This is a genomic window from Arcanobacterium canis, from assembly GCF_029625435.1.
In the GTDB taxonomy this organism is placed as follows: Bacteria; Actinomycetota; Actinomycetes; order Actinomycetales; family Actinomycetaceae; genus Arcanobacterium; species Arcanobacterium canis.
In genome coordinates, this window is sequence record NZ_CP121208.1 from 1,304,873 (window position 1) to 1,316,883 (window position 12,011).

Consider the following 12,011-nt stretch of genomic DNA (forward strand, 5'->3'; position numbering starts at 1 on the left):
CACGGCAATCATCATCACAGGCAGCACAGGTGTTACCCCAGAACCCAACAGCATGCCAGCTTCCCATTCCACTAGAAAACCCAACCCCCACAAAAACATGAAGGCTCTCCCCAAACATCAACAAAAACAGGAAGAAAAGGCTCCTTAGAAAGGAGGTGATCCAGCCGCACCTTCCGGTACGGCTACCTTGTTACGACTTCGTCCCAATCGCCAATCCCACCTTCGACCGCTCCCCCCAAAAGGTTAGGCCACGGGCTTCGGGTGTTACCAACTTTCGTGACGTGACGGGCGGTGTGTACAAGGCCCGAGAACGTATTCACCGCAGCGTTGCTGATCTGCGATTACTAGCGACTCCGACTTCATGGGGTCGAGTTGCAGACCCCAATCCGAACTGAGACTGGCTTTAAGGGATTCGCTCACCCTCACAGGATCGCAACCCTCTGTACCAGCCATTGTAGCATGCGTGAAGCCCAAGACATAAGGGGCATGATGATTTGACGTCATCCCCACCTTCCTCCGAGTTAACCCCGGCAGTCTCTCGTGAGTCCCCACCATAACGTGCTGGCAACACAAGACAAGGGTTGCGCTCGTTGCGGGACTTAACCCAACATCTCACGACACGAGCTGACGACAACCATGCACCACCTGTACACCAGTCCGAAGACTCACACATCTCTGCATGATCCCGGTGCATGTCAAGCCTTGGTAAGGTTCTTCGCGTTGCATCGAATTAATCCGCATGCTCCGCCGCTTGTGCGGGCCCCCGTCAATTCCTTTGAGTTTTAGCCTTGCGGCCGTACTCCCCAGGCGGGGCACTTAATGCGTTAGCTACGGCGCAGAACCCATGGAAAAGGCCCCACACCTAGTGCCCAACGTTTACGGCATGGACTACCAGGGTATCTAATCCTGTTCGCTCCCCATGCTTTCGCTCCTCAGCGTCAGTAACGGCCCAGTAACCTGCCTTCGCCATCGGTGTTCCTCCTGATATCTGCGCATTCCACCGCTACACCAGGAATTCCAGCTACCCCTACCGCACTCTAGTCTGCCCGTACCCACTGCAGCCCCGGAGTTAAGCCCCGATCTTTCACAGCAGACGCGACAAACCGCCTACGAGCTCTTTACGCCCAATAATTCCGGACAACGCTCGCGCCCTACGTATTACCGCGGCTGCTGGCACGTAGTTAGCCGGCGCTTATTCAACACCTACCGTCACTCACGCTTCTTCAGTGTTAAAAGGAGTTTACAACCCGAAAGCCTTCATCCCCCACGCGGCGTCGCTGCATCAGACTTGCGTCCATTGTGCAATATTCCCCACTGCTGCCTCCCGTAGGAGTCTGGGCCGTATCTCAGTCCCAATGTGGCCGGTCACCCTCTCAGGCCGGCTACCCGTCGACGCCTTGGTAGGCCATCACCCCACCAACAAGCTGATAGGCCGCGAGCCCATCCCCCACCAGAAAACCCTTTCCAACACCCACCATGCGGCAGACGCAGAATATTCAGTATTAGACCCAGTTTCCCAGGCTTATCCCAAAGAAGGGGGCAGGTTACTCACGTATTACTCACCCGTTCGCCACTAATCCACCAAAAGCAAGCTCCCAGCTTCATCGTTCGACTTGCATGTGTTAAGCACGCCGCCAGCGTTCGTCCTGAGCCAGGATCAAACTCTCCAAACAAAAACCAAAACCACAAAACAAATGCGGCCCCAATCAATAATCCAGAAAGCCCAAACAGGCCCCAAAAAACCAGACAAACTGGCATAAAAAACAGCCCAACCAAACCCACAAAAGGCCCAGCCAGACCAAACAAAAACCAACCCAAACCAAACACACAAAATGCTCAATCCAGGCCAGACATAAAAAGCTGACACACTATTGAGATCTCAAACAACACACTCACCCCCGACAACCAGCCCCACAAACAAGACCAGCCCCCGAAGAAGCAACCAAGCCAGCCTACCACAAACCCCAGAAACCAGTCAAACCAGAAACCAGAACCCGCCAGAAAACCAGCACCACCAGAAACCCACACGCTCCCGGCGACAGGTAAATACTCTAGACCCCCACACACCCCACGTCAAAACAAAACAACGTGACCCACCCCACCACCACCCAAAACCCCCACCACACCAACAAAAAACCCACCAGAGACCCACCACACACACCCACCACTTGACACCACACACCACCCCACCCAACACCCACAAAACCCCACAACACAAACAAAAACCCACAACACAAACAAAAAACCCAGACCGCAACACAACACCATGCCACAACCCAGGTTTTTTGTTTAACTCGGCTTTCGTGCGAGCAGATAATTTCCTGTCACGTCATAACAGGTTTGCGATTACCGACTCTCAGAGTCCAAACTTCTGAGCAATCAGGGCCTGGACACGCTTGGCATCAGCTTGACCACGCGTTGCCTTCATGACCGCTCCAACAATCGCGCCTGATGCCTTCGCGTTACCAGACGTGATCGACTGCGCAACCTTCGGGTTTGCCTCCACTGCAGCATCGATCGCAGCAATCAGTGCAGAATCATCGGAGACAACTTCCAGACCACGCCCGGCGACAACCTCTTGAGGCGTTCCCTCTCCGGCAAGCACACCTTCAATAACCGAGCGTGCCAGACGATCGTTGAGTTTTCCGTCAGCGATCATCTGATCAACCTCAGCAACCTGAGCAATCGTCATTGGGACATCGCCTAGAGACAGCCCATTTTCTTTGGCATATCGAGCGAGTTCACCCATCCACCACTTTCGCGCTCCAGCGGAGGTAGCACCAGCCTGAACTGTCTGCTCGATAATCGTCAAAGCTTCAGCGTTGACGATGTCACGCATCTCAAGATCGGTCACTCCCCACTCTGCCTGAAGACGCTTACGCTTTGCAGCTGGCAACTCTGGCAATGACTGGCGAATCTCCTCAACCCACTCACGCGACGGTGCAAGTGGTACGAGATCGGGTTCCGGGAAGTATCGGTAGTCGTCAGCATCGGACTTCGGACGCCCAGCGAGGGTCGTCTGGTCCGATTCCTGCCAGTGGCGAGTCTCCTGGAAAACTTTCTCCCCGTTCTCCAAAGTCGCAGCCTGACGAGACAACTCATAGCGAACAGCACTTTCGATCGCGCGGAACGAGTTCACGTTCTTTGTTTCGGTACGTGTACCCAATGGATCCGACGGGGACTTGCGAAGCGACACGTTGACATCGGCACGGACATTTCCTCGTTCCATACGCGCCTCAGACACTCCGATTGCCCGGGCAATATCGCGCACTGTCTGGACATACTTCGCCGCAACTTCAGCAGCGCGAGCTCCGGTTCCTTCGATTGGTCGAGTCACAATCTCTACCAACGGCACGCCTGCACGGTTGTAATCAACCTGTGAGTGGTCTGCACCATGGATTCGGCCTTCACCACCGATATGCGTGTTCTTTCCAGCGTCTTCTTCCACGTGAGCACGCTCAATCGGCACACGGAAAACTTCTCCGTCATCTAGTTCGACATCGAGGTAACCGTCATATGCCAGCGGCTCGTCGGACTGGGATGTCTGGAAGTTCTTAGCAAGATCCGGATAGAAATAGTTCTTGCGGGCAAAGCGGCACGACTCTGCAATCTTGCAATTCAGTGCCAAGCCCAAACGGATCGCATACTCGATGGCTTTCTTATTCACCACGGGAAGTGAGCCAGGCAGGCCAAGTGACACCGGGGTGATGAACGTATTGGGGTCTCCGCCGAAAGCATTCGGGGCTGCGTCGAACATCTTTGTCTGTGTCGAAAGCTCAACGTGGATCTCAATACCTAGTACCGGATCGTAGTTAGCCACAACATCATCGTATTCCATCAGTTCATCCATCAGAGGTTCTCCTCCCAGGTCTCAATTGGGGTGGCAGTTGCGGACGGATCCACATCGCGCTCGATCACAGCACCAACCTTGTACATACGTGCATCTTCCTTCGCTGGCGCAAGAACCTGGACGCCGACGGGGAGGCCATCACACAGGCCCGCAGGCACGGTCATGGCCGGAGTACCAGCAAGATTTGCCGGGATCGTGGTGAGGTCGTTCATGTACATCGCAAGAAGATCATCGATCTTTTCGCCAAACTTGAACGCAACAGTCGGTGCCGATGGAGCCAGAAGGACGTCGGCTTGTTCGAATGCAGCTGCAAGATCGCGCTGAATTAGCGTACGAACCTTCTGAGCAGCACCGTAGAACTGGTCATAATTTCCTGACGACAGTGCGTAGGTTCCCAGGAGAATACGGCGCTTGACTTCGTCACCAAACTTTGCACCGCGCGTTGCTCGCATCATTGTCTCAGCAGTCACTGGACCGTCCTGTGGTAGGACACGGTTACCAAAGCGAACACCGTCATAACGAGCAAGGTTGGAACTCATTTCAGCCGGCATAATCAAATAGTAAGCACCGATGGTGTACTTGAACGACGGGCACGAAACACGCACAATCTGAGCGCCACGAGCCTTGAGCGCGTCGAGACGCTCGTGGAACACCGCACGAATCCCTTCGTCGATCCCCTCGCCGTCAAGTTCTTCAACCAGGCCAATTCGCAAGCCTGACAGGTCTTCTAGCTGCGCGCCTTCATTTGCTGCCGTGGTCAGGCCTTCAGATGATCCTTCCAACGACGTCGAATCGAAGTGGTCGTATCCACCAACGATTTCTTGCAACGCTGCGGCGTCGGCAACGGTGTGGGTGACAGGGCCGACCTGATCAAGTGAGGAGGCCATCGCGATGATCCCGTAACGAGACACAGCACCGTACGTCGGCTTCGTTCCAACGGTGCCAGTAAATGCTCCCGGCTGGCGGATCGATCCACCAGTGTCTGATCCCAATGCCCACGGGACGAGGTACGCGGCAACTGCTGCTGCGCTGCCGCCGCCCGAACCGCCAGGAGTAAGATTCTCTCCCCACGGGTTATGCGTCGGACCGAAAGCAGAGTGCTCGGTTGACGAGCCCATGGCGAACTCATCCATATTGGTATGCCCGAGAATCGGCAAGCGTGCTTCCTTGAGCTTGACCACAACCGTGGAATCGTAGGGAGGTTTCCATCCCTCAAGCATCTTCGATGCCGCGGTGGTCGGAACCCCGTGTTCACACATATTGTCCTTGATAGCTACCGGCACACCTGCGAACGGTGGAAGCTCGACGCCGGCCGCGCGATCGGCGTCGACTGCCTTCGCTACCTCCATCGCACCGTCACGGTTAACGAACAAGAAAGCGTTCATTTTTCCGTTAAGTTTGTCGATTCGCGAAAGGTATCCTTCCACGAGTTCAACCGATGTCACTTCACCGGCGCGGAGCATCGCCGCTAGTTCGTGAGCGTTCTTCTTCATCCACTCCATGCGATTCACTCCTCTCCCAGAATCTGGGGAACCTGGAACTTACCATCAGCTGCATCTGGCGCCATTGCGAGCACTTCATCACGATCGAGTGTCTGGCCTGGCACGTCTTCACGCATCACGTTGGTCAGCGGGATTGGGTGAGACGTGGCAGGAACATCAGAACTTGCTACCTCTGCTACTGAAGCCACGGCGTCGGTAATCACCGAAAACTCGCCTGCCATTCTTGCTACTTCTTCTTCTGTGAGCGCGATACGCGCGAGGTCAGCCAGACGCTGCACCTCTTGTTTAGAAAATGTCGACATACCGATATTCTAACTGCGCCGTCTCATTGGCGCGAACGCGTCTTGTCGGTAGAATCGCGATTATGGGGTTTTTCCGTACACACGCGTGGCCGCATATAAAAAATGCGCTCAAATGGACTGCAATCACTGCTGTGAGCGCACAGGTGGTCGCAGCCGCATCAATTATTGCCATTGATTCACATCGCAAGAAACGCAATCCACCGACGGGTGAGTTCCCCCATCTACCTCCAAAGACAGTCCATGTCGCAGGCAACGAAATCACGGTATACACCTTCGGAGCTGATCTCTACCACGATATGCTCACGGCTATTCGACAGGCACAGCACACGGTCTACTTCGAATCTTTTATTATCAAAGCCGACGAAGTGGGTGAAGAATTTAAAAACGAACTCCTCAGAGCGGCTGACCGCGGAGTAAAAGTCAATATCATCCTCGACACCTTAGGAAATCTCAATCAAGATCCACGCTTCCGTTATTTCCCGCCCCATCCCCATTTGAATGTCATCCACTTCCCGCTCATTCGCCTCGGATCGCTCACCGGGCTGGCAAAGGACAAAGGATACGATCACCGCAAGCTCCTCATCACCGATTCTCGAGTAGCGTTCGTTGGTGGGTATAACATCGGTGCTCTCTACGCCCACTACTGGCGTGACACGCATGTGCGCATCACCGGGCCCCAAGTATGGGAGCTCGAAAATTCGTTCGTGGAAATGTGGAACGTCTTTAGACGCTGTTGCGCACCGCTACCTGTCCCGCAAGTAAGGCACTGGTCACCGAACGTACGCGCGGTGCAAAATATCCCTGCCTACCATTCCTACCCAGTGCGCACGCTCTACATGGAGAACATTGACCGCGCTTCTGTCAATGTGTGGATCACGATGGGGTACTTCATTCCCGACGACGGCGTGCTCAATTCACTCACAGCAGCAGCAAAACGCGGGGTTGATGTGCGTATCTTGATCCCCCAGTATTCGAACCACATTCTCGCTGATTGGGTGGGCCGCGCTCGCTATTCAACGTTATTGCGTTCGGGTGTGAGGATCTTCCTCTTCGAAGAAGCCATGGTTCATGCCAAGACAATGACTGTTGACAGTGTGTGGTCAACCGTCGGTACCACCAATATTGATGCCCTGTCGATGAACGGAAACTATGAAGTAAACGTCGAGATCTACTCAAGCGATTTTGCACACGCGATGGAAGAAATTTTTGCTTCTGACCTCACCAATGCCCATGAACTCCTTCCGGAAGTCTGGGAACAACGTGGCGCTCTCGCCCGTGCAGCCGAGAAGATTCTTGGCCCCCTCGCCCCCTTCTACTAATCTCAACCTCACTCAGCATGAAGCCAAAGAAATCTGTATTGCTCCCGCACATCGCTAGTGTGCGGGAGTCTTCTCATCATTGGGGCAATTTCCCCGTTTCAAGTAGCATGGCGAACTCTTCCTCAGTGAGGGTGGGAATTCCGAGTTCAATTGCTTTCGTTGCCTTCGAGCCAGCTTTTTCTCCAACGACGACGGCGCTGGTCTTTTTCGATACCGAGCCGGTTGCTTTTCCTCCATGAGCTTCAATGGTCTCGTTAATCGAATCGCGAGTAAACGTCGCAAATGTTCCTGTTGCCACAATAACCATGCCATCGAGAGTTTGCGGGAGCTGTTCGACAACAACAGTGTGATCTTCGAAAGTCACTCCTGCGCGCCGCCAACGTTCAATAATGTCAACGTGCCATGGCTCATCAAACCAGGATAAAAACGAGTCAGCGATGACTTCTCCAACGCCTTCCACACGGGATACTGCGTCATTTCCTGCCTGGAGAATAGCATCGAGCGATCCGAATTCCGCAGCGAGTGCTTTCGCTGCGACCGGGCCAACATGGCGGATATTGAGCGCGACGAGCTTACGCCACAGTTCTTTGCTCTTGGATACCTCAATCTCCTCAAGAATTTTGAGTGTTGTCCGGCTTGGCTCACTTGGCTTTTTCAACTCTGGTTGAGAACGCGAGGCATTGGCTTTGAGCCAGACCGGCTTAGTCCATGCAGCGCGAACTTGACGCCAATCCCCTGTTTCTTCCCCAGCTTTTTTCACTGGTTGCCAGATTCTCACGTCCTTAACACAATCAGCAGTGAGATCGAAAAGTCCGGCTTCCGTTTCCAGCACTGGAACAGAAGGAGCTGGAAAATTTAGTGATTCCAAAATCGAGTCACTGATAACTGATTCTGGATCAATAATTGCGCCGTCCTCATCCACAATTCCCAATGCCTGCCGCTTCACCAACGGCAATTTGAGACTGGTCACCATCCCTAAATCTGTTTCAAAGGAGACTTTGTGCCCTGTCGCTAAGGCGATGAGTGCATCTGAACGATAACGATCTGGGTCTGCTAGCCACAATCCGGTTTCTTCACCTAACGCCTCAATATCGAGTGCCCCGCGTGAACCAATATGGACGATACGTTGACTGAGCTGAGCAGGACATGACCGAGTGTTTTGACACCGAAGGTCAGCATCTCCTTCTTTCGAAGCGCGTATCTCTCCCTCACATGCAGGGCAACGTGTCGGCATCACAAAATCGCGTTCGGAGCCATCACGCATCGCCACAATCGGACCAAGAACCTCCGGGATAATGTCACCAGCTTTACGCAAAATAACGATGTCTCCAATTTTGACACCTTTACGTTCAACCTCAGCAGGGTTGTGCAGAGTCGCTTGCGAAACGGTTGAGCCATCCACCCACACCGGTTCCATCACAGCGTATGGAGTCACGCGCCCGGTACGCCCGACTTGGACTCGGATATCGAGGAGGCGAGTCTGCACCTCAACGGGAGGAAACTTATATGCTACTGCCCAGCGCGGCACGCGAGTAGTAAAACCAAGCAGATCCTGCACGTGGCGATCTTCAAGTTTGATGACGACACCATCAAACTGGTGATCGAGCAAATCGCGAGCATTCTGATATCGATCAAGATACTCTTCGATCTCTTCGATCGATGACACCATCGCTGTCTGATCTGAAACGGGAACGCCCCAGGATGCGAAGGCACTATAGACACCTTCTTGGGTCGCAAGTTGTTGGTTCAGTGTGGCATCTGCACCTTCCAAGTAGCCAATCCCGTGAGCAATAAATGACAGTGATCTCAGTGCAAAAGACGTGGTGTCCTCTTGACGCAGTGTGCCCGACGCCGCGTTTCGTGGGTTGACGAATTCTTTGAGCGGTTGCTCCATACGCAAAGTTGGTTGCAACACAGCGCGTTCACCATCCTGACGACGACGGCGCGCATTTTCCTTACGAATTTCGGCATTTTTTTCTTTGATCGCGTTATTTCGCCGCGTAATCTCCTCATTGCGCGTGGTGACCTGTGCGTTGTACTGCTCAAACGCACGAACCGGGAAGTAGACCTCACCCCGGATCTCAACAAGATGTGGGTGGTCAGTACCGGAAAGGCGATGCGGGATTGCCGAGATTGCCTGCGCGTTGCGTGTCACGTCTTCGCCAGTAATGCCGTCGCCGCGTGTTGCTGCCGTTTCGAGAACACCATCGCGATAGGTCAAGTTCAACGCAAGTCCGTCAATCTTGATCTCTGCAGTGAAGCGCGAACCCGCTGGTAATTCGGCATTGATCGATTCGTACCATTGACGCAATTCTTCACGAGAAAAAACATCTTGAAGCGAATACATCTGCTCACGATGTCTCAGTTCCGCCAACCCGCCACGCGCAACCCTCGCACCAATACGCATTGTGGGAGACGATGGACTCCACAGTTGGGGGAACTGGTCTTCAAGGGCACGCATCTCATGAATGAGAGAATCGTACGTGGCGTCAACCATGACTGGCTCTCCCGTTGAGTGATACGCATCTTGCGCACGCTTCACCTGCGGAGCGAGTTCTTCCCATCGGGCCTTGGCATCTGCATATTTCATCTTCACGCCATCATTGTACTCAGGGGGTGCGACAGAAAATCGAATGCACTGCGCGTGAGAATTTCCCACCGGCGTTCACTCGACCTCATCAGGCAAACCGAGTGGTGACGTGCAAAAATATTTGTGACTGCATGACGACTCAAGGAACCGTAAATGAATAAGCCGCCCGAGTTTGTAGAACCAGCTCAGTTCTGGACAATTCAGGGAGTATCACCACTCGATGCCGTTCTCGCGCTCGCTTTTGCCCTCTCTTTTATTGATTCTTTCAGTGTCGCAGCCGCGTCCTGGGGGTCGTTAGCAACATTCGCTCTTGTGATAATCGGGATCGTGGTCAGTTGTGCAATGGTCTTTCGACGCACTTCTCCTGTTCGTTCAGCAGGGGTGATCTACGCCTGCATGATTGTGCGTTTCATTGCCTCACCAACAGATCTTATTATCTCCGATCTGGCGATTCTCTTCGCTCTGTGGACCGTTGTCGCGTACGGCCCACTGGTGGTGCGAGTCGCCGCGATCGTATCGGCAATTATTGGCGGCATTCTTCTCACAATCGCCCGAATCGGTTTGCTATCGCCCCCTGATCTCATCATTTTCTTTTTACTTGCCGAATCGCTCATTATCATCGTTGCAACCACTGGAGCTATTCGCAGGATGCGCCTAGATAAGATTAAAACTGTCGTTCTTGATGCACATCGAGCAAAACGTGAGGCTGAACGCGAATCTGAACTCGCCGTCGTCGAGGAACGTAACCGGATCGCTCGCGATATGCACGACGTCGTCGCACACACGTTAACCACCGTCATCACACAAGCCGACGGCGGCCTCTACGCAGCAAAAACAAATCCCCAGGCTGCACAAAAAACTCTCGATCTTATCTCGCATATCGCTCGCGATGCGCTGGCTGATATGCGTGCAATCATTGGAGTACTACGCGCCGGCGATGATCCTGCCTCGCCGCGCCATCCTCAGCCCGACGTCAACGACATACCGTCGCTCTTTGATCAAGTCCAAGAAATTGGGCATCGTGCAGAGTTTCATCAGGTCGGCGATGCCTATGCGCTCCCCACCGGAGTGGGCACGTCGCTTTTCCGTATTTGCCAAGAAGCAATCACGAACTCCTTAAAATACGGTGGTGATGACGTTGGCATCACCGGCACTCTGTCGTGGATGCCAACGGCGGTCACGCTCGAAGTTCTCGACGACGGACCAGGAGTTTCTATTACAGATGGTCGTGGACACGGTATTATCGGGATGCACGAGCGTGCAGGAGCTTTCGGAGGCACTGTCACTACCGGGGCAGGAAAGACAGGCGGATTCAAAGTCACCGCCCGCTTCCCTTTAAACTGAAAGAATTGAGGAAAAGATGACGATTCGCGTGGGACTCGTAGACGATCAAGCACTCGTCCGATCTGGCTTGGCCATGGTGATTAATTCCCAGAACGACATGGACGTCGTGATGGAAGCGGGCAATGCCAAGAGCGCGCTTGATCGACTTGCACTTGTGCCCACGGACGTGGTTCTCATGGATATTCGTATGCCTGATATGGATGGCATCGCGGCTACCAAAGCTTTAACAAACCGCCAGCTACCACATGGAATTTCGCCGAAAGTCGTGATCCTGACGACCTTCGACATTGATGAATATGTGATGGCAGCGATTAAGGCCGGAGCTTCGGGCTTCCTCCTCAAGGATGCTCCACTGGACGATCTCCTCACCGCCATTCGCACCGTACACAACGGTGATGCTGTCATCGCGCCTGCACCAACGAAGCGCCTCGTAGAGAAAATTGCGGCAAACCAGGTTCGCACTGATTCTCTTCACCCCGAGATCCTCGATGACCTGACAGAGCGTGAACTTGATGTCCTTATTCTCATGGCGAAGGGCCTGTCGAACCAAGAGATTGCCTCGAAGCTCTATGTTGCTGAAGCAACTGTGAAGACTCATGTGGGACGAATCTTCTCTAAGCTCGGAGCGCGCGACCGTGTTCAAGCAGTTGTTGCTGCTTTTGAAGCTGGCGTCGTCACCCCCGGATCCTCGGACGAAAAATAATTTCCACGCCCGGGAGGTGCTCGGTCACACTTTTAACGACATGCGAGAAACTCCCTGCCTGTGTGCGTATGATCAGAAAGCGACATTACCCTCACAGCGAAAAGGAGCGATACATGGATTGGCGTAGCCGTGCTGCATGTTTGCAGGAAGATCCCGAACTCTTTTTCCCCATCGGTTCTTCTGGCCCAGCACTGGCACAAATGGAACGCGCAAAACTTGTATGCCAAAATTGCCCAGTGGCGGAAACATGCCTAAAAGTCGCCCTCGAGACAAACCAAGACTGTGGTGTCTGGGGAGGAAAATCTGAAGACGAACGCAAAGCTCTCAAGCGCAAAGCAGCGCGAGCCACGCGCGTCACCACAGTCGGATAAAAGTATCTCATACCGACAGGATCAGGTTAG

The 12,011-nt window shown here is 53.7% G+C and carries 8 protein-coding genes and 1 rRNA gene; 4 read left to right on the top strand and 5 right to left on the bottom strand.

Annotation, left to right across the window (positions count from 1 at the left end):
• Positions 1 to 148: 148 nt before the first annotated feature.
• The 4 genes from P7079_RS05925 to gatC all read right to left on the bottom strand — a co-directional run bounded on the left by P7079_RS05925 (position 149) and on the right by gatC (position 5,654).
• Positions 149 to 1,673: ribosomal RNA gene (locus P7079_RS05925) — 16S ribosomal RNA — on the bottom strand.
• A gap of 683 nt (positions 1,674 to 2,356) precedes the next feature.
• Positions 2,357 to 3,850 carry an Asp-tRNA(Asn)/Glu-tRNA(Gln) amidotransferase subunit GatB gene (gatB, locus tag P7079_RS05930; RefSeq protein ID WP_278012361.1) on the bottom strand — a complete coding sequence of 498 codons (1,494 nt, stop codon included), beginning with the start codon at positions 3,848 to 3,850 and terminating at the stop codon, positions 2,357 to 2,359.
• On the bottom strand, positions 3,850 to 5,352 hold the full coding sequence (gene gatA, locus P7079_RS05935) for an Asp-tRNA(Asn)/Glu-tRNA(Gln) amidotransferase subunit GatA (protein ID WP_278012362.1): 1,503 nt from the start codon (positions 5,350 to 5,352) through the stop codon (positions 3,850 to 3,852). Before gatA ends, gatB begins: the two co-directional genes overlap by 1 nt.
• Before the next feature lie 5 nt (positions 5,353 to 5,357).
• Positions 5,358 to 5,654, bottom strand: coding sequence for an Asp-tRNA(Asn)/Glu-tRNA(Gln) amidotransferase subunit GatC (gene gatC, locus P7079_RS05940; protein ID WP_278012363.1), 297 nt, complete (start codon positions 5,652 to 5,654; stop codon positions 5,358 to 5,360).
• 131 nt (positions 5,655 to 5,785) lie between these two features.
• Between gatC and P7079_RS05945 the strand changes: the two genes are divergently transcribed.
• Positions 5,786 to 6,973, top strand: a complete 1,188-nt coding sequence (locus tag P7079_RS05945) for a phospholipase D-like domain-containing protein (protein ID WP_278012364.1) — start codon at positions 5,786 to 5,788, stop codon at positions 6,971 to 6,973.
• 76 nt (positions 6,974 to 7,049) lie between these two features.
• Here P7079_RS05945 and ligA read toward each other — a convergent pair whose 3' ends face one another.
• Positions 7,050 to 9,563 carry an NAD-dependent DNA ligase LigA gene (gene ligA, locus P7079_RS05950; protein WP_278013619.1) on the bottom strand — a complete coding sequence of 838 codons (2,514 nt, stop codon included), beginning with the start codon at positions 9,561 to 9,563 and terminating at the stop codon, positions 7,050 to 7,052.
• Between the two features lie 153 nt (positions 9,564 to 9,716).
• Between ligA and P7079_RS05955 the strand changes: the two genes are divergently transcribed.
• The 3 genes from P7079_RS05955 (at position 9,717) to P7079_RS05965 (ending at position 11,981) form a co-directional block, all read left to right on the top strand.
• Positions 9,717 to 10,907 carry a sensor histidine kinase gene (locus P7079_RS05955; RefSeq protein WP_278012365.1) on the top strand — a complete coding sequence of 397 codons (1,191 nt, stop codon included), beginning with the start codon at positions 9,717 to 9,719 and terminating at the stop codon, positions 10,905 to 10,907.
• Positions 10,908 to 10,923: 16 nt separating this feature from the next.
• Positions 10,924 to 11,610, top strand: a complete 687-nt coding sequence (locus tag P7079_RS05960) for a response regulator (RefSeq protein ID WP_278012366.1) — start codon at positions 10,924 to 10,926, stop codon at positions 11,608 to 11,610.
• A 113-nt stretch (positions 11,611 to 11,723) separates the two neighbouring features.
• The gene (locus tag P7079_RS05965) at positions 11,724 to 11,981 is read left to right on the top strand and encodes a WhiB family transcriptional regulator (RefSeq protein ID WP_278012367.1); all 258 of its coding nucleotides are present in this window, start codon (positions 11,724 to 11,726) and stop codon (positions 11,979 to 11,981) included.
• The last annotated feature ends 30 nt before the right edge of the window (positions 11,982 to 12,011 follow it).